General features: G+C 72.4%; 11 protein-coding genes. 9 read left to right on the top strand and 2 right to left on the bottom strand.

The genetic code is table 11. The features are described from left to right. Window positions 1-717 precede the first annotated feature (717 nt). Window positions 718-1,638, bottom strand: a complete 921-nt coding sequence (locus IDM40_RS22550; RefSeq protein WP_193124048.1) for a LysR family transcriptional regulator — start codon at window positions 1,636-1,638, stop codon at window positions 718-720. A 150-nt stretch (window positions 1,639-1,788) separates the two neighbouring features. Between IDM40_RS22550 and IDM40_RS22545 the strand changes: the two genes are divergently transcribed. The 4 genes from IDM40_RS22545 to IDM40_RS22530 are packed head-to-tail and all read left to right on the top strand — an operon-like array spanning window position 1,789 to window position 6,635. Continuing rightward, on the top strand, window positions 1,789-2,964 hold the full coding sequence (locus tag IDM40_RS22545; RefSeq protein ID WP_193124047.1) for an acyl-CoA dehydrogenase family protein: 1,176 nt from the start codon (window positions 1,789-1,791) through the stop codon (window positions 2,962-2,964). Further along, window positions 2,961-4,187 carry a CaiB/BaiF CoA transferase family protein gene (locus IDM40_RS22540; RefSeq protein WP_193124046.1) on the top strand — a complete coding sequence of 409 codons (1,227 nt, stop codon included), beginning with the start codon at window positions 2,961-2,963 and terminating at the stop codon, window positions 4,185-4,187. Before IDM40_RS22545 ends, IDM40_RS22540 begins: the two co-directional genes overlap by 4 nt. Beyond that, entirely contained in the window at window positions 4,180-5,391 is a 1,212-nt protein-coding gene (locus IDM40_RS22535) for an acetyl-CoA C-acetyltransferase (RefSeq protein ID WP_193124045.1), read from the top strand. Before IDM40_RS22540 ends, IDM40_RS22535 begins: the two co-directional genes overlap by 8 nt. Window positions 5,392-5,441: 50 nt before the next feature. Next, complete coding sequence (locus tag IDM40_RS22530) at window positions 5,442-6,635, top strand: acyl-CoA dehydrogenase family protein (protein ID WP_193124044.1); 1,194 nt, start codon at window positions 5,442-5,444, stop codon at window positions 6,633-6,635. 83 nt (window positions 6,636-6,718) lie between these two features. Here IDM40_RS22530 and lepA read toward each other — a convergent pair whose 3' ends face one another. After that, window positions 6,719-8,569, bottom strand: a complete 1,851-nt coding sequence (lepA, locus tag IDM40_RS22525; protein WP_193124043.1) for a translation elongation factor 4 — start codon at window positions 8,567-8,569, stop codon at window positions 6,719-6,721. 281 nt (window positions 8,570-8,850) lie between these two features. On the opposite strand from lepA, the gene IDM40_RS22520 reads away from it, so the two are divergent. The 5 genes from IDM40_RS22520 (at window position 8,851) to holA (ending at window position 18,655) form a co-directional block, all read left to right on the top strand. After that, on the top strand, window positions 8,851-9,825 hold the full coding sequence (locus IDM40_RS22520; RefSeq protein WP_193124042.1) for a hypothetical protein: 975 nt from the start codon (window positions 8,851-8,853) through the stop codon (window positions 9,823-9,825). Between the two features lie 291 nt (window positions 9,826-10,116). Beyond that, window positions 10,117-10,386 carry a 30S ribosomal protein S20 gene (rpsT, locus tag IDM40_RS22515; RefSeq protein WP_193124041.1) on the top strand — a complete coding sequence of 90 codons (270 nt, stop codon included), beginning with the start codon at window positions 10,117-10,119 and terminating at the stop codon, window positions 10,384-10,386. A gap of 1,908 nt (window positions 10,387-12,294) precedes the next feature. Continuing rightward, window positions 12,295-14,673 (top strand): helix-hairpin-helix domain-containing protein, encoded by a 2,379-nt coding sequence (locus IDM40_RS28890; protein ID WP_328807099.1) that lies wholly within the window; start codon window positions 12,295-12,297, stop codon window positions 14,671-14,673. A gap of 285 nt (window positions 14,674-14,958) precedes the next feature. Beyond that, window positions 14,959-17,331, top strand: coding sequence for a ComEC/Rec2 family competence protein (locus IDM40_RS22505; protein ID WP_193124040.1), 2,373 nt, complete (start codon window positions 14,959-14,961; stop codon window positions 17,329-17,331). Between the two features lie 355 nt (window positions 17,332-17,686). Then, complete coding sequence (holA, locus tag IDM40_RS22500; protein WP_193124039.1) at window positions 17,687-18,655, top strand: DNA polymerase III subunit delta; 969 nt, start codon at window positions 17,687-17,689, stop codon at window positions 18,653-18,655. Window positions 18,656-18,915: the final 260 nt, after the last annotated feature.

Here is an 18,915-nt window from a genome sequence, read left to right as displayed (position 1 = left end):
ATAGAACCCTTACTCTTTACGGTCTCATGGCCGCCCGCTGTCCCTATTTCCGGGCGCCCGCATTCCCCGAAAAACCAGCCTGTGGATAACTCCACGGGGTGCTTTTCTTCGGGGATTCTGGGGCGGGGGTGCGGGGATCTTGCTACTGGAGCAGGGTTCAGCGCTGAAGTCTGCTCTGGTAGCAAGATCCTCGGCGGGAGGATCCCGCACACCCGCTACCCCTGGGACTCAATGCGCGGCCGGGAGTGCGCGGGGCGCGCCTGAGCCGTTGCCGTTGCCGTTGCCTGTGCTTCCGCGGGAGCGAGCCACCACCCGCACACCCCGACCGTTGGCCGCAATGGGGTCACCAGAGGGGGTGTGTCGTTGCCGTTGCTCTTGGACCCGTTCTTTTGGCTGCGGGCGGGGGCCTCGGGGGAGCGGGTGGTTCGTCGATGCGGGTCGGGACAGCCCGGCGAACAGGGCCGGAGCGCACACCCCGAGGCGCCGCGATCAACACGCACAACGCCGACACATCCACTCCGACCCCGGAAATCAGGGGGTGGCGCCGACGTGGGTTGCGTGAGGGCCCGGCCGGGCTAAGATCCGGCCCCGACGAACCACCACCACCGAGGCAACACCACAGAACACCCCCACACCCCACTCCCCACAGGGCCGCTTATCCGGCAACCCCAACAACAAGCTGCCCTCACCCAAACGAGCCCGCGGCCCCAACGGCGTTCAGGGCAGGTCGACACCGACCAGGTGCTCGGGCGTGGGCAGGGCCTCCTCCGACGCCCGCAGCACCTCGCGCAGGGCTGGGCTCTCTCCGTCGCGCCGCCAGGCCAGGCGTGCGTGGGAGGGGCTGATCTCCTCGGCCAGCCGCACCACCCGGATCCGTTCGCGCGGGACGTTGGCGACCGCGGTGTCCAGGGTGAAGGTCAGCCCGACCCCGGCGCCCACGAGCGCCATGAGGGTCCAGGAGTCGGAGGCGACCTGGACGATGTCCGGGGAGAACCCGGCGTCGTAGGAGGCGCGGATGAAGGTGTCGCGCACGGTCGATCCGGGGTCGGCGGCCAGGGCGACGAAGGGTTCGTCGCGGCACTCTGCGAGGCTGACCACCTCACGGTCGGCCAGGCGGTGGCCCTCGGGCACGGCGAGGACATGGTGCTCCTCGGCCACCACCCGCTGGGCGATCTCCGGGGGCTGCACACCCCAGCGCACGATCGCCAGGTCCAGGTCGCCGTCGATGACCGAGCGCAGGGCCTCGTTGGCGTAGGTGGTGCTGTGCAGCCGGAGCTCGATGCCGGGGCGGCGCTGGCGCACCAGGCGGCTCAGGTCGCCCACGAGCAGGTACGAGGAGGGGCCGGCGAACCCCAGGCGCACCAGCCCGGTCTGGCCCTCCCCCGCCGCGCGCACTGCACTGCGCGCGGCCCGGCAGCCCTCCAACACCTCCCGGGCGGGCCCGATGAGCGCCTGGCCCGCGGTGGTCAGGTGGACCGTGCGGGTGGTGCGCACGAACAGGTCGGCCCCGAGGTCGCGTTCGAGCTGTTTGATGGTGCGGGTGAGCGGGGGCTGGGCCATGTGGAGGCGTTCGGCGGCGCGGCCGAAGTGGAGCTCCTCGGCGACCGCGAGGAAGGCGTCCAGGTGGTGCAGGTTCATGGTCGGCAACCTACGCCACGGGGGTCGGGGCGCCTGAGGGTGACTCCGGTGCACGTCAGAGGCACCCCACCCGGATTATTGCGCTGAGGGTATCAATGTGCCGCCATCGAGTATTGGACACGTATGGGCGGGGTCGCGATGATCGGGGCCATGAGCTCCGAGACCGAGGTCACAGCAGAAGACTTCACCCAGATCCGCGACCAGGTGCGCGACTTCGTGCGCACGGCCGTGGTCCCCCGCGAGAACGAGACCCTGGACGCCGACGCCGTCCCCGACGACCTGCGCCGCGCCGCCGCCGACATGGGCCTGTTCGGGTACGCGATCCCCCAGCGTTGGGGCGGTCTCGGGCTGGACCTGGCCCAGGACGTCGAACTGGCGATGGAACTCGGTTACACCTCCCTGGCCCTGCGCTCGCTCTTCGGCACCAACAACGGCATCGCCGGGCAGGTCCTGGTCGGTTACGGCACCGACGCCCAGCGCGAGCGGTGGCTGGAGGCGCTGGCCTCCGGCGAGGTCGTGGCCTCCTTCGCCCTCACCGAGCCGGGCGCCGGTTCCAACCCCGCGGGCCTGCGCACCAAGGCCGTGCGCGAGGGTTCGGAGTGGGTCATCGACGGCCACAAGCAGTTCATCACCAACGCCCCGATGGCCGGGCTGTTCGTGGTCTTCGCGCGCACCGCCGACCCCGGGCCGCAGGGGAACGGGATCGCCGTCTTCCTGGTCCCGGCCGACGCCCCCGGGGTGACCGTGGGCCCCAAGGACGCCAAGATGGGCCAGGAGGGCGCCTGGACCTCCGACGTCACGTTCGACTCGGTGCGTGTGGGCGCCGACGCCCTGGTCGGCGGCGAGGAGAAGGTCGGTTACAAGGCCGCGATGACCTCCCTCGCACGCGGCCGGGTGCACATCTCCGCGCTCGCCGTGGGTTCCGCCCAGCGTGCGCTGGACGAGTCGGTCTCCTACGCCGCCTCCAACACCCAGGGCGGGGTCCCCGTCGGTGAGCACCAGCTCGTGCAGGCGATGCTCGCCGACCAGTACACGGGTGTGGTCTCCGGGCGTGCGCTCGTGCGTGAGGCCGCCGCCCAGTACGTGAGCGGCCAGGACCGGCGCATCATGCCCTCGGCGGTGAAGCTGCACTGCACCGAGATGGCCGCGAACGTCGCCGACCTCGCGGTACAGGTGCACGGCGGTTCCGGGTACATGCGCGGCGTGGCCGTGGAACGCATCTACCGCGACGTGCGGCTCCTGCGCCTGTACGAGGGCACCAGCGAGATCCAGCGGCTCATCGTCGGCGGCGGCCTGGTACGCCGGGAGAGGGCGGGGAACTCGTGAACAACGACGACGAGCAGGGCGCCCTGCCCCTGGAGGGCACGCTCGTGGTCTCCCTCGAGCAGGCGGTGGCCGCACCCATCGCCACCCGCCACCTGGCCGACCTGGGCGCCCGGGTCATCAAACTGGAACGCCCCGGCGAGGGCGACTTCGCACGCAACTACGACGGCGCCGTCGACGGGCTGGCCTCCCACTTCGTGTGGCTCAACCGGTCCAAGGAGTCCCTGGCCGTCGACCTGAAGTCGGAGCACGGCCGCCGCGTCGCCCAGGAACTCGTCTCCCGCGCCGACGTGTTCGTGCAGAACTCCGCGCCCGGTGCGGCCGAAAGGCTCGGGTTGGGAGCGGAGGCGCTGCGCGAGCGCAACCCGGGGCTGGTCGTGGTGAACCTGTCCGGGTACGGCAGCACGGGCCCGAGGTCCGCGCGCAAGGCCTACGACATGCTGGTGCAGGCGGAGTCCGGGATGATCTCGGTGACCGGCACCCCGGAGACCCCCACGAAGACGGGGGTGCCCAACGCCGACATCGCCGCGGGCCTGTACTCGGCGATGTCGGTGCTCTCCGCACTGCTGCGGCGCACCCGTTCGGGCCGCGGCGCCACCGTCGAGGTGTCGATGTTCGACTCGGCGGTGGAGTGGATGGGCCACGCGATGTACATGCAGATGTACGCCGGCCGGCAGATCCCCCGCATGGGCCTGAGCCACGCCTCCATCGCGCCCTACGACGCCTTTCCGACCCGGGACGGGGAGATCCTCGTCGGTGTGCAGAACGACCGGGGGTGGGCCGCACTGGTCGGCGAGGTCTTCGGCGACCCCGGGGCGGCCGAGGACCCCCGGTTCCGCACCAACGTCGACCGTGTCGCCAACCGTGCGGAGTGCGACACCTACGTGGCGGGCCGGACACGGCAGTGGGAGACCGCCGAGCTCGACGAGCGCCTGGCCCGGGCGGGCATCCCCGCGGCCCGGCTCAACCGGCTCTCCGACGTGGTCGAGCACCCGCAGCTGTCCGAGCGCGACCGCTGGCGCACCGTCGGCACCGAGAAGGGCGGGATCGACGCGGTCCTGCCCCCGATGACCTTCGACGACGTCGAACTGCGGATGGACCCGGTGCCCGCTCTGGGCGAGCACACCGAGGCGATCCTGGCAGAACTCGGCCTGGCCGGGCACGACGAACCGGCCGGGGCCGCACACCCCACCCCCACCACGAAGAAAGGCGTGCCCCATGCGTGAGGTCGTCATCTGCGAGCCCGTGCGTACCCCCATCGGCCGGTACGGCGGCATGTTCAAGAACGTGACCGCGGTCGACCTGGGCGCCCAGGCGCTGACGGGGCTCCTGGAGCGCACCGGTCTGGACCCGGCCGAGGTCGACGACGTGATCCTGGGGCACTGCAACGGCAACAGCGAGGCGCCCGCGATCGGGCGTGTGGTGGCCCTGGACGCGGGCCTGCCGGTCTCGGTACCCGGGCAGCACCTGGACCGCCGGTGCGGTTCGGGCCTGCAGTCGGTGGTCAACGCGGTCATGGGCGTGCTCAGCGGCGCCCAGGACCTGGTGGTGGCCGGCGGTGTGGAGTCGATGAGCAACGCGGTCTTCTACTCCACCGACATGCGCTGGGGCGGGGCCCGCAGCGGGGTCACGGTGCACGACGGACTGGTGCGCGCGCGTGAGACTGCGGGCGGCCGGCACTACCCGGTTCCGGGCGGGATGATCGAGACCGCCGAGAACCTGCGCGCGGAGTACGGCATCTCCCGCCTGGAGCAGGACGAGCTGTCCGTGGAGTCGCACGCGCGAGCGGTGGCCGCCCAGAAGTCGGGGGTGTACGCCGAGGAGATCGTCCCGGTGACCGTGCGCAGCCGCAGGAGCGAGACGGTGATCGACACCGACGAGCACCCGCGCGCCGACACGAGCGTGGAGACCCTGTCCGGGCTCAAGCCGATCATGCGCTCCCAGGACCCGGACGCGACCGTGACCGCGGGCAACGCGAGCGGGCAGAACGATGCCGCCGCCCTGTGTGTGGTCACCACCCGCGACAAGGCCGAGGAACTGGGGCTGCGCCCGCTGGTGCGCTTGGTGACCTGGGCGGTGGCCGGCGTACAGCCGAAGGTCATGGGCATCGGCCCGGTGCCCGCCTCCGCACGCGCCCTGGAGCGGGCCGGCCTGACCCTGGCCGACATGGACCGCATCGAGCTCAACGAGGCCTTCGCCGCCCAGGCGCTGGCCGTGATGCGCGAGTGGGGCTTCACGGAGGAGGACCGCGAGCGCACCAACGTGCACGGCTCCGGGATCTCCCTCGGCCACCCGGTCGGCGCGACCGGAACGCGCATGGTCGGCACGCTCGCCCGCGAGCTGGACCGCAGCGGCGGCCGGTACGGGCTGGCCACGATGTGCATCGGCGGCGGTCAGGGGCTGGCCGCCGTCTTCGAGTCGGCGAACTGACACACCGGCCCGTCCCCCGTCCGTCCCCGAACGCAGAAGGAGGGCCCGCGATGGGCCGCCTCGCCACCACCGAAGGCCTGACCGGCGACCAGCAGCAGATCATCGAGCTCGTGCGGAGGTTCGTCGACCGCGAGATCCTGCCCGTGGCCGGCGAACTCGAACGCCGCGACGAGTACCCGACCGAGATCGTGGAGGGGCTCAAGGAGCTCGGCATCTTCGGGCTGACCATCCCCGAGGAGTACGGCGGCCTCGGGGAGTCCCTGCTGACCTACGCGCTGGTCGTGGAGGAGCTCTCCCGCGGCTGGATGAGCGTGTCCGGCGTGGTCAACACCCACTTCATCGTCGCCTACATGGTGCTGCGCCACGGCACGGAGGAGCAGCGCCGCCGGTACCTTCCGCGCATGGCCGCCGGTGAGCTGCGCGGGGCGTTCTCCATGTCCGAACCGGAACTGGGCTCGGACGTCGCCGCGATCTCGACCAAGGCCTCCCGCACCGGGGACGGCGGGTACTCGGTCACCGGGCGCAAGATGTGGCTGACCAACGGCGGCTCCGCCAACCTCGTCGCACTCCTCGCCCGCACCGACGAGGGCGCCGAGGCACCCCACCGCAACCTGACCACGTTCCTGTTGGAGAAGGGGACGGGGTTCGGGGAGACGGCGCCGGGGCTCACCGTTCCGGGCAAGATCGACAAGATGGGTTATAAGGGCGTCGACACCACCGAGCTCCTGCTCGACGACCACCGGGTGGCCGCAGACCGGGTGCTCGGCGAGGCCCCCGGGCGGGGTTTCTACCAGATGATGGACGGTGTCGAGGTGGGGCGCGTCAACGTCGCCGCCCGCGCCGTCGGGGTCGCGCACCGGGCCTTCGAGCTGGGTGTGGCCTACGCCCAGGAGCGCGAGACCTTCGGCAGGCCCATCGCCCAGCACCAGGCGGTCCAGTTCCGGATCGCGGAGATGGGCACCAAGGTCGAGGCCGGGCACGCGCTGGTCGTCAACGCCGCCCGCAAGAAGGACTCCGGCGAACGCAACGACCTGGAGTCGGGCATGGCCAAGTACCTGGCCTCGGAGTACTGCCGCGAGGTCGTGGAGGACGCGTTCCGCATCCACGGCGGGTACGGCTACTCGACCGAGTACGAGATCGAGCGCCTCTACCGGGAGGCGCCGATGCTGCTCATCGGTGAGGGCACCGCCGACATCCAGCGCATGATCATCGGCCGGCGGCTGCTGGAGGAGTACCGCCTCTGAGGCCTGGCGGTCCCGGTCGGGGCCCACGACGCAGCGGGGGCGGGACCGGATCGCACCGGTCCCGCCCCCGCTCGCAGGAACGACTACTTCTTCTTTTTCTTGTCGTCCTTGTTCTCGTCGCCGCCGTCGGTGGACAGCGCCGAGATGAAGGCCTCCTGGGGCACCTCGACCCGGCCGACCATCTTCATGCGCTTCTTGCCCTCCTTCTGCTTCTCCAGCAGCTTGCGCTTACGGCTGATGTCGCCGCCGTAGCACTTGGAGAGCACGTCCTTGCGGATCGCGCGGATGTTCTCGCGGGCGATGATGCGCGACCCGATGGCCGCCTGGATCGGGACCTCGAACTGCTGCCGCGGGATGAGCTCGCGCAGCTTCTTGGTCATCTCCACGCCGTAGGAGTAGGCCTTGTCCTTGTGCACGATTGCGGAGAAGGCGTCCACGGCCTCGCCCTGCAGCAGGATGTCGACCTTGACCAGGTCGGACTCCTGCTCGCCGGTGGGGTCGTAGTCGAGTGAGGCGTACCCCTTGGTGCGGGACTTGAGCTGGTCGAAGAAGTCGAACACGATCTCGGCCAGCGGCAGGGTGTAACGCATCTCCACACGGTCCTCGGACAGGTAGTCCATGCCGTGCAGGGTGCCGCGCCGGTCCTGGCACAGCTCCATGATCTGGCCGATGTAGTCCGCCGGGGTGAGCAGCGTGCCCTTGACCATGGGCTCGTAGATCTTGTCGATCTTGCCGCCGGGGAACTCGCTCGGGTTGGTGACGACGTGTTCCTCGCCGTCCTCCATGTCGACCCGGTAGATCACGTTCGGGGCGGTGGAGATGAGGTCGAGGTTGTACTCGCGCTCCAGGCGTGCGCGGGTGATCTCCAGGTGGAGCAGGCCCAGGAACCCGCAGCGGAAACCGAAGCCCAGGGCGGCGGAGGTCTCCGGCTCGAACTCCAGCGAGGCGTCGTTGAGCTGCAGCTTCTCGAGGGCGTCGCGCAGGACCGGGTAGTCGGTGCCGTCGATCGGGTAGAGGCCCGAGAACACCATCGGCTTGGGTTCCTGGTAACCCGGCAGCATCTCGTCGGCGGGCTTCTTGAAGGCGGTGATGGTGTCACCGACCTTCGACTGGCGCACGTCCTTCACGCCGGTGATGATGTAGCCGACCTCGCCCACGCCCAGGCCCTCGGTCTTGCGCGGCTCGGGTGAGCTCACGCCGATCTCGAGGATCTCGTGGGAGGCCTTGGTCGACATCATCTGGATGCGCTCGCGCGGGGCGAGGCGGCCGTCGACCACACGCACGTAGGTGACCACACCGCGGTAGGTGTCGTAGACCGAGTCGAAGATCATCGCGCGGGCCGGGGCATCGGCCTCGCCGACCGGCGCGGGGATCTGGTTGACGATCTCGTTGAGGAGCTCCTCGACGCCGTCACCGGTCTTGGCGCTGACCTTGAGCACGTCGGAGGCCTCGCAGCCGATGATGCCGGCGAGCTCCTCTGCGTACTTCTCCGGCTGGGCGGCCGGGAGGTCGATCTTGTTGAGCACCGGGATGATGACGAGGTCGTTCTCCAGCGCCATGTACAGGTTCGCGAGGGTCTGCGCCTCGATGCCCTGCGCGGCGTCCACCAGCAGGATCGCGCCCTCGCAGGCGGCCAGCGAACGGGAGACCTCGTAGGTGAAGTCGACGTGGCCGGGGGTGTCGATGAGGTCGAGCGTGTACTCCCGGTCGTCGAGCGCGGTGAAGGGGATGCGCACCGCCTGCGACTTGATGGTGATGCCGCGCTCGCGCTCGATGTCCATGCGGTCGAGGTACTGGGCGCGCATCTGGCGTTCCTTGACCACCCCGGTGATCTGGAGCATCCGGTCGGCCAGCGTCGACTTGCCATGGTCGATGTGCGCGATGATGCAGAAGTTCCGGATCAGCGCGGGATCGGTCCAGTTCGGCTGTGCCACCGTGCTCCGTTCAACAGGTTGGGTGCTGGTCGTGCGTGCCCTGGGAGGGCGCCGACCTGCCGCGGGGTGCGTCTGCGGCGTCTGACATCTTCCCACGGCGACGGCGTGCGCCCGGCGGGGGCAGGAGGCGGTCGGGCCCGTGGGTGCGGGAGGTACTGTCCAGATTATGTCAGCTCCCGGACCCCGCCCGCCTGCGCGGTCGGCGGCCCGGGACACGACGGGGCGGGCCCCGCGGGGGCGAACGGCGTGGCCCGGGAGCGGGTCCTGGAAGGAGCGGTCGGGTGAAGTGGCTGTTGACACGGTTGCTCGCCGGGGTGGCTGCGGTGGCGGTCCTGGCGGTGGCTGCGAGTGCGCTCCTGGCCCACCAGTACTCGGGTGAACCGGACGCGCAGGTGGGCGGCGCCGGGACGGACGCGGCCTGGGTGGGCTCCTGGGAGGACACCGACAGCCTGGAGGCCGCGCTGGACACGGGCGGAATCGACACCGTGTACGTGCACGCCGGGCAGATCGCCGACGACGGTTCGGTCACACCCGTGGAGGACACCGACAAGCTGGTGTCCTGGCTCGGTGAGCACTACCCCGACGTGCAGGCGCTGGCGTGGCTGCGGCACACCGCGGACGGTTCCTCGCTGGTGGAGGACCGGTTCCGTTCGGGGCAGCGCGGGGAACTGGTGCCGGCCGCCGGGCGGATCGCCGACGGGTTCGACGGTGTGCACCTGGACGTGGCGCCGGTGACGGTCAACGACCCTTCCTACCCGGCGCTCGTGGAGGAGCTGCGCGAAGAGCTCGGCGAGGACCCGGTGCTGTCGGTGCGCGCCCACCACGTGGAGCTGGTCCCGGGCGGACGGATGCCCTCGTTCGTGTTCGGCAGCGGGGAGAAGTACTGGTCGAAGGGGTACCTGGAGCGGGTCACCGAGCCGGCCGACGACGTCGTGCTGCCGGGTGTGGACGCCGGGATGCCCGTCGAGGCGATGTACGGCGGGTTCATGGCGCGCCAGGTCACGCAGACGCTGGACGCGCTGAACCGGCAGGAGGACCTGAGCGTGCGGTTCGGGATCCCGGTGCACTCGGGCGAGGACTGGGCGCCCCAACACTCGACCGAGGAGGCGCTGACCGCGTTGCGGGGTGTGCGCCTGGGGCTGACCGACACCGATCCTGGGGCGGACACCGACACCGGGGTGGCGCTGTACGTGGCCGACGAGGCCGACGCCGAGGACCTGCAGGCCTACGTCTCGGAGTGGCTCGGCAACGGGTGATGCGGGGTGTGCCCGGAGCGGGCCTGCCGGTCGCCGCCGGGCCTGCGGGGGACGTTCCCGTGGATGCGCGGGAGGTGTGCCGGACGCCGCCCTGCCCGCGTGCACGAACCAGTGTGCACGTTTGGCATACTGGAGGTCCGTGTCTCGGACTTCCACGCTCGGTTTCGAGCCCTGTGGACTCACACACCCCGCGCCGGCGCCCACGCACGCCACTCACGGAACGGCTGCACGCGAGTAGGACGGCCTGTTCGACCGGCGCACAGCAACAGATCAACTGGAGCACGTTTTCGCATGGCGAACATCAAGTCGCAGAAGAAGCGCATTCGGCAGAACGAGCAGGCTCGTGTCCGCAACCAGGCGGTGCGCTCTTCCCTGAAGACCGCCATCCGGCGCTTCCGTGAGGCCGCCGAGGCCGGGAACGTCGAGCTGGCCGTGACCGAGCAGCGCAAGGCCGCCCGCGCGCTGGACAAGGCCGCCAGCAAGGGCGTCATCCACAAGAACCAGGCCGCGAACCGCAAGAGCGCGATCGCCAAGCGTCTGGACGAGCTCCAGGCCGCCTGAGACCCCCGGGTTCTCTGAGGCCCGGTCCCGGGTGCGCCGGGACCGGGCCTTCGTGCGTCCGGGGCGGTTTCGCCGGCCCCGGAGGGTCACGGGATCCCCGTGCATTCCGGGGCTTCCAGGGGACCTGCCAGAGTTGTCCACAGGCTGAAATTGCCTGCTGACACTCGGCAACCCCCTCCCTAGCGTTGAGGTATGACCCCTCGCTCCCGTCAGCACGAACGCCTCCGCTCCCTCGGCCTCGACCCCGCCGACGGTCCGCGTCCGTTGCACGAGTCGCCCGCGGCCCGGCGCCTGCGTTCCCGCATCCCGCGCCCGCCGTTGGCCGACTCACCCGTGCCTGCCGCCCCGTACGCGGTGGACGAGGACGGCACGGAGTACCGCCCGCAGGTCGCGCGCAACATGGCCTCGCCCGCCCACCGGCGTTCGTCCGTGCCCACCCCGCGCCACCACGCCGTGTCCGGCCTGGTCGGGGACGCGCCGGAGGGGACGGAAGCGGATGCCCCGCAAAGCGCGGCGGAAGCACACGGCACCGGCGCCTCTAACGCGGCGGCGTCGCCCGGCCCGGTGGGCGGGTCGAGCCCGGTCGGCGGAGCGAACGCGGCCGGCGCGGCCCCGGGCACGAGCTTTCCCGCGGAGGAAGGAGCCTTCGGGGCGCCCGCATCTCGCCAGGGCATGAGTGCGGACCATGAGCGAGCAGGGCCCAGCGCGGGCACGGGGCGCGAGCGCCGAGGGATCGGGGACCCGCGGGATCGTGGGGAACCCCGAGAGCGCGGGGGCCACGGGAAGCAGGGAGAGCACGCGGAACACACCGTGACGCCGGACGCCCCCTCCCCCACGACGGCCTCCCGCCCGGGTACGCATCCCGGTCCGATACAGGTGGGGATCGGTGCGAACCGTGGGCACGTCAAGGGCGGCTCCGGCGCGAAGCCGGGGAACGCGGGGACCGAGGGACCGGCCGACACGCGTGCGCGCCAAGGTTCCTCCGCCCGCAGGCCCGAACCCTGGGCCGGTTCCGCCCCCTCGCCCGACGACGTGTCGTCCCCTGTCTCCGACCGGGTTCCTGACCGCGGGTCCCCGGCTGTCTCGGGCTCCGAGGAGAGCACCCCGCTGACCGAGTTCCTGGAGGAGTCCGACACCGAGCGCCTCCCACCACCTGCGCGTGCGGGTGCCCGCACGCGCCCGTCGAGCGCGAGCGAATTCCTCGCCGGACGGTCGGGCCTCGCAGCAGGCCGGAACGCCATACCCGCGCCAGGCCCTCCACCGATGTCCGGCACGCGCTCCGACGGCGCACACACGCACCACCCTCGCCCGCCCACGCCCGGATCGCTCAATGCTGACCGAAAACGTTCCGCGGACACACACGCCCACGACCCTCGCCGGCCCGCGCCCTACACGCGCCCGGCCCATGGACCACCAGCACCCGGAACGCACGGGCCCGCGCCCGACGGCGACGGGCGCCCAGTACACCCCGGTCACGTGGACGGCCCGTCCTCCGCCCACGTGACCGGGGGCTTCGCCCCAGATCCGGCAGCCCACGACGACGGCGCGAGGGCAGGTACGGACTTCGACAGGGGCGCCCACAGGAACGCCCGTACCGGTGAGGTCCCCGGCAGCGATCACGGCTTCGATCCGGGTACCGCGCACGATTCCGACCCCGGCGTCGGACGGCCTCGACCCTCCGTCTCCGACCCCGATGAGCTCGACGACCTCGGTGGCCTCGATGACCTGGTCGACGACCACGACACCACCCGTCTGCGTCCGGCCCGGGTCCCCGTGCCCCGCACGTCGGACCATGCACCGTCCGACGGAACGGGCCGGGGCCACAGCAACACGGCATCCGGTTCGTGGCTCCGGGAAAGCGCAGGCACGTCGGCACCTTCCGCGGGTCAGGGCGCACGTTCCGAACCCGTGCCCGGCCACGGAACCGACCGCGGGGTCGGGCGCGGGACCGGGCGTGGATCCGTGCACGGGTCCGGCAGCAGGCCCGAACGGGGTTCAGGCGGCAAGCCCGGGCGCGAGTCCGAGAGCGGGTCCGAGCGTTCTCACGACCGCTCCCCCGATCTCTCCCTCGACCCCCGCCTATGGAACGAACCGCCGATCAGCGCCCAGGTCCTGCGCCACCACCTCGATCTCACGCCGGACACCCTGCCGTCCGGTGTCCCCGGGACCGTTCCGTTCGGCAACCCGGGGAGCGCGGCGCCCGGCCCCCACGGCTCCAACCCGTTCGGCCTCGACGCACCTTCCGGGGTCGACCAGGCGTCCGGGGTCGACCGGGTCTCCGAGAGTGCCAAGAACTTCGACCCCAACCGGGCACACGGGGCGTTCGGGATGCCTGGGTTGTCCGTGACCCCGGACGCGATCGCTGCTACGGGCCCGACCGGCCTCCCCGGGATCGGAACCTCCGCATCCCCCGCGAACGCCGCGACCACCGGCACCACCGCCGGCGCGTCCCAGCTCGGAACCGGCGCAGGCACCCCTCCGTCCACACGCTCGGAGCAGGACGAGCTGCTCGGCGGAGCACTCGATGGAACGCTCGACGGAGCAGACGACCTCGACGGCCCCGACGAGCTCCTCGAAGGCGGCGGCACCGTGCGCCTGCGTCCCCGCAACGGTTCCGGGGCCGGTTCCGGTTCAGGGGCCGCCTTCCCCTCCCCCGCGTACGAGGGAGACTCGGCGCACGGAACGCCCCCGGCCGGGTCAGGGGATCGCCGGCCCAGTGGTCCCGCTTCCCGCGCAGCCAGGTCTTACGGCACCGTCTCTTCCGCGTTCCGAGCGGCGAACCGCCCCGCGGCCACCTTCGACGACATGTTCCCCGGACCCCGGTTCCCGGGCCCCGCAGACCAGGGGTTCGCGGACGCCTCGGTCCGCGCGCACACCTCGGCCCTCTCCGGCCACTCGAGCGGTGCAGGCAGTGGAGGCAATTCGAACACCTCAGCCCCTTCGGACGCCTCGATCCACCCGGCCGTCTCCGGCCGCTCGCCCGACGAATCCACCGTGCGCATCCCCGCCTCGGGCGCCCGGCGGGGCCCGGCAGGTTCACCGGCAACGTCCCTGGGCCCGCAAGGCCGGCACGACCCACAGGACCAATACGACCGGCAGGACCGGCAGAGCCGACCACATCGTCCGGACCACCAGCACCCGCCGGACCCGCCGGACACACCCGACCGACGGCCCACCACCCCGCGCACGCCCACCACCCGCAAATGGGTGGGGCACCGCCCCCTGAGCGAGCAGCCGCGGGAGTACCGGCGCCCCTCCTGGCCGGCCGATCCGCCATCCGACCCACGGTCCGACCCGGCGTCCGGTTCCACGTCCCACGACCGTGCGTCCGAGCACCACCCGGCCGACGACCCTACGCCCGACGGCCCCTGGAACCCTTCGTTCGACGCCTGGCCCGAGCGCGACCCGGACGACTCCGTGACCGTCCCCGGTAGCCCGGCCAACCACGGCGACGACGACGGCGACCCCGGCATCCACATCCCCCCGCCCCCGGACTCCCCGTGGCTGGACCCCGACGACGAGGAGCTCCTCAAGGAACGCCGCCCGCCCTCCGGTTACGTGGAGTTCGACCCCCGCGACCCCGCCGACGCGCCCGTCACCCGCCTCGCCCGGATGTGGGGGCCCAACGCCACCCTGTCGAAGCGGGCGGTCATCGCGCTCTTCGTCCTGGGCGCGGCCGCGGTCGTCGCGGCCCTGTTCTTCCTGCGCCGGGAGCCGGCGGAGACCGACGTGCCCGAGATGGTGCCCCAGTCCGCGCCCGACGGCGAGAACGGGAACGGTAACGGCGCCGAGGGTTCCGGGGGCGACGGCGATGCCGCAGAAGGTTCGGGCGACGCCTCGGATGCCGGCACCGAGGACGGTTCCGGCGAGGACGTGGTCGTGCACATCGGCGGCGACGTCGAGGACCCCGGCCTGTACACGCTCCCGCCCGGGTCCCGGGTCCTGGACGCGGTCGAGGAGGCCGGCGGCGCCCTGCCCGATGCCGATCTCGACATGGTCAACCTGGCCCGGCCCGTGGTCGACGGCGAACGCATCCTGCTGGGCGCCGAAGGGGATCCCGAAGCTGCCGAGGCCGCGGAGGGCGGGGATGCGGAGCGCGTGAGCCTCAACCAGGCCGACCAGTCGGCGTTGGAGGCGTTACCGGGCATCGGTGAGGCCAAGGCCGGCGCGATCCTGGAGCACCGCGAGTCCCTCGGGGGTTCGTTCTCCAGCGTGGAGGACCTGCTCGACGTCTCCGGGATCGGGCAGAGCACGTTCGACAACCTGGAGGACCACGTGACGCTCTGACCCGGGGGCCTGGCCCTGGGCCCACCGACGTCCGTCCCACCCCGAACCGTGTCCCGCACGGGCCGCGTGCGCCCTTGTCCCACGCGCCGCATCCCGGGGCGCCTCCGGCCCCGGACCGACCCCGGCCACTTTCGGTCTCTCACCCGCACGTTCCGAACCCGACCACCCGACCTGGCCAAGGCACCTTCCGGCCCCTCACACACGCGCCGTGCCCAACCACAGGCCGACGCAGCCCCCGCGAACCTCGTCCACACCCGCACGCGCGACGAAAGGACCCGATGCCCCGTGGTGAGCTGGCTGGGCACCGACGGCCTCTCGGTGGGTCGCCCTCCCGACCTGCGCCTGGCCGCACCGGCCGTCGCGACCTGGCTGACCGCGCTCGGAACGCTCGCGGTCTCCCCGTGGGTGTCGTGGGTGTTCGCCGCGGTCATGGCCGGTCTCGCGCTCGCCGTGCTGGTCCTGGCCCGCGCATCCACCGAGGCGATGGCGCTCGGCGTGGCCGCGACGCTGGCGTGCTCGGCCACGGTCGCTGCGGTCACCGGGCTCCATGTGCACCGGGTCGCGCACAGTGCAGCGACGGCCGCCACCGAACGCCCCGGGGAGGTCGAGTTCGTCGCCCAGGTACGCACCGATCCGCGGGCGCGGGCGGGCCACCCGCGTCCGGGTCGGGCCGAGTGGGTAATCACCGCCTGGAACCTGGAGACCCGCGGGCGCGCCCCGGTGGTCCTGTTGGCGTCCGGGCCGGAGTGGGGCACGCTGCTGCCCGGGCAACAGGTGCGGGCGCGGGGCGCGTTCCTCGACGAGGAGGAGGACCCGATGACCGCCGCGCTCGTCGCGGTCCGCGGCCCTCCCGAGGGGATCGGCGAACCCTCCGGCCTGCAGAGCTTCGCCGGGGACGTGCGGGAACGGCTGCGGGAGGCGACCGCGGTCCTGCCCCAGCCCGAGCGCGGGCTCCTGCCGGCGCTGATCGTCGGCGACGTGTCCGAGGTCGAGCCCCGGACCGCGGAGGACTTCCGGGCCACCGGAATGACGCACTTACTCACGGTAAGCGGGGCGAACCTCGCGATCCTCACCGGCTTCGTGCTGGCCGTGGCCCGCGTGGCCCGCGCACCGACCTGGTTCTCGGTGGTGGGCGGGGCGGCGATGATCTGGCTGTTCGTGCTGGTGTGCCGTCCGGAACCGAGCGTGGTCCGGGCGGCGTTCATGGGCTCGATCGCCCTGCTCGCGCTGGCGACCGGCCGCACGCACGCCGGGCTCGGGGCGTTGAGCGCGACGGTGGTGGGGGTGCTGTTCGTGGCACCGGACCTGGCCTCCTCCTACGGGTTCGCGCTGTCGGTGCTGGCCACGGCGGGGATCCTGCTGCTGGTCCCGGCGTGGTCGCGGGCCTGGCAGCACCGTGTCCCGCGTGTGGTGGCGGAGGCGTGCGCGGTGGCCCTGGCCGCACAGCTGGCGGTCTCGCCCGTGCTCGTGCTCCTGTCGGGCGAGGTCTCGTGGGTGGCGGTTCCGGCGAACGTGCTGGCCGCGCCGGTGGTGGCCACGGTGACCGTGCTCGGGGCCGTGGTCGCCACGCTCGCCTCGCTCGGGGCGGCGCCGTTCGTCGCGGGTGTGCCCTGGCTCGCCGACACGTGGGGCTCGGGGGTGGCCGCGCTGGTGCAGGTCCCGGGGTTGGGGGTGTCGTGGATCGCCGCGGTCGCCGAGCACGGGGCGCGGGTCCCGTACGGGGCGTTCCCGTGGCGCGGGGACGTGGCTGGGGCGCTGGCGCTCGCGGTGCTGCTCGCGCTGTTGGTGCTGGCGCGGACCCGCCGCTGGTTGCGTGTGGTGTCCGCCGGCGTCGTGGCGGTGCTGATCCTGGCGTTGGCCGCGCGGTGCCTGCCGGGCGGGTGGCCGCCGGCGGGGTGGGCGGTGGTGGCGTGCGACGTCGGTCAGGGCGACGCGTTCGTGCTGTCCGTCGGTCCGGGCTCGGCGATGGTCTTCGACACGGGCATGGAACCGGAACCGGTCGACGACTGCCTCACGGAGCTCGGGGTGTCCACGGTTCCCCTGTTGATGCTCAGCCACGACCACGCCGACCACGTGGACGGGGCCCCGGGGGTCCTGCGGCACCGGACGGTCCCGACAGCGCTGGTTCCCGCCGACTTCCACGACACCCCCGTCGGACGCGAGCTGGCCGACGAGGACGTGCGCACGTGGGTCGGCGAACGCGGGGCCGAGGTGACCGTGGGGCCCTGGACCCTGCGGGTGCTGTGGCCCGACCCCGGCTTCGAGGGAACGCTGAACGACCGGTCGCTGGTGGTGCGCGCGGACGGTCCGGTGTCGGTGCTGCTGACCGGGGACGTGGAGGAGGGGGCGCAGGAACGCCTACTCGCCCTGCCCGAGGCCGAGCTGCTGTCGGTGAGCGTGCTGACCACACCGCACCACGGCGCCGGGACGACGGTGCCGGAGTTCCTGAGGGCCACGTCGCCGGACGTGTCGCTCACGTCCGTCGGGGCGGACAACCCTTACGGCCACCCCGCGCCGTTCACGTGGCGGTTGTTGGAGGAGGTGTCCCCGGTGAACCTGCGCACCGACCGGGACGGCCCGGTCGCGGTGCTGCCCGGCGACGGCAGCGGGCCTCCGCGCGGGGCCGCCCGCGGGCCCGACCCCGACCGCGACGCGTGAACCTCCGCATGAGCGCCCCACGCCCGAGGCCCGCACTCCGCGAGGGCCCACCCCCACGGGCAACCAGGCCCCGAGCGTCCGCGCTGCACCCCGTGCCACGGCCAGGACACTTCTACCGAGGAACCCGGCACACACCGCCGAGCCCTGGGAGAACCGGGCCATGACACCCTCACTCCGTGCACGAGGGCACCGCCTCCCCACCTCGGCACGGAGCCACCGCGCACCGCGCAGCTCGAGCCACCTCCTCGGTCATCCGACATCCCACCCGGCCCGAGTTGCTGCGCGGTGCGCGGGAACCGCATCCCGTGGGGGGACGACGGACGGAACTGTCCGCGGGGCGTGGCATGCTCGGGGTATGCCTGCACCGCCCCTGCTCACGGTCATCGTCGGCGACGAGGAACTCCTCGTGGACCGCGCCGTCGCCTCCGTCGTGGCCGCCGCCCGCGAGGCCGAGCCCGACGCGGACGTCCACGACCTCGTGCCCGCCCAGGTGGGCCCGACCACCCTGGTCGAGGTGACCTCCCCCTCGCTGTTCGGCGACAGCCGCGTCGTCGTGCTGCGTTCCTCGCAGGACCTCAACAAGGAGATCGCGACGACGGTCACCGACTACCTCGCGAACCCGGCCGACGACGTCACGATGGTCCTCACGCACGCGGGCGGCAACAAGGGCAAGGCGCTCCTCCAGGCGGCGTCGAAGGCGGGTGCGCAGCGGATCGACTGCAAGGGCCCCACCAAGCCGGCCGAGCGGGTGGCGTTCGTCAAGAAGGAGTTCTCCTCGGGCGGACGCCAGATCACCCCGGACGCCGCGCAGTCCCTGGTCGACTCCGTGGGCAGCGAGCTCCGCGAGATCGCCGCGGCCTGCACCCAGCTCATGGCCGACACCGAGGGCCGCGTCGACGCCGAGACCGTGGCGCGTTACCACTCCGGCAAGGCGGAGGCGTCGGGTTTCACGGTCGCCGACCGCGCCGTGGAAGGCCGCCTGCCCGAGGCCTTGGAACAGTTGCGCTGGTCCCTGGCTGTGGGCACCGCCCCGGTGCTGATCAACAGCGCGCTGGCGGGCGCGGTCCGCGGCATCGCGGTGGTCGCCCAGCCCGCGCGCGGGGTCGGCGAGGCCGAGTTGGCCAAGCGCGCCAAGGTCCCGCCGTGGAAGCTGCGTACGCTCCGCCAGCAGGCACGGGGCTGGAGCGCGGCCGGTGTCACGCGGGCGATGGAGGTCGTGGCCGAGACGGACGCGCTCATCAAGGGTGCGGGCCGCGACCCCGAGTACGCGTTGGAGCGCGCGGTCATCGAGATCGCACGCGCCCGCGGCGGCGCCCAGAACTGATCCCCGGCGCGACCGGCGCGGAAGGCGGCTGCGCACCGGCACCGAACACGCCCGCCGCCTGCCCGCCATACCGCACACCCCGCGTCTCCCGCCCGGCCCACTCACCGGGCCGAAGTCCTGGGCCGCACACCCCCGCGCCTACGGGCGCCCTGGACCGGGCGCCGGACATGGCCCCGCCACACGACGGTTGCGCACGCACCCCGGGTGTCCCCTCGAGCGCGCCCCGACGGACGAAGGTCCTCTCTCCGCCTGTGGCAGCC

Origin of the sequence: Nocardiopsis coralli (genome assembly GCF_014892575.1) — a bacterium.
Taxonomy (GTDB): domain Bacteria; phylum Actinomycetota; class Actinomycetes; order Streptosporangiales; family Streptosporangiaceae; genus Nocardiopsis; species Nocardiopsis coralli.
This window is presented reverse-complemented; position numbering and strand designations above follow the sequence as displayed.

Excerpts from the sequence above, each read along its gene's own strand:
- IDM40_RS22545 (WP_193124047.1), top strand. The coding sequence starts at position 1,789 with ATGAGCTCCGAGACCGAGGTCACAGCAGAAGACTTCACCCAGATCCGC.
- IDM40_RS22550 (WP_193124048.1), bottom strand. The coding sequence starts at position 1,638 with ATGAACCTGCACCACCTGGACGCCTTCCTCGCGGTCGCCGAGGAGCTC.
- IDM40_RS22530 (WP_193124044.1), top strand. The coding sequence starts at position 5,442 with ATGGGCCGCCTCGCCACCACCGAAGGCCTGACCGGCGACCAGCAGCAG.
- rpsT (WP_193124041.1), top strand. The coding sequence starts at position 10,117 with ATGGCGAACATCAAGTCGCAGAAGAAGCGCATTCGGCAGAACGAGCAG.
- IDM40_RS22535 (WP_193124045.1), top strand. The coding sequence starts at position 4,180 with ATGCGTGAGGTCGTCATCTGCGAGCCCGTGCGTACCCCCATCGGCCGG.
- holA (WP_193124039.1), top strand. The coding sequence starts at position 17,687 with ATGCCTGCACCGCCCCTGCTCACGGTCATCGTCGGCGACGAGGAACTC.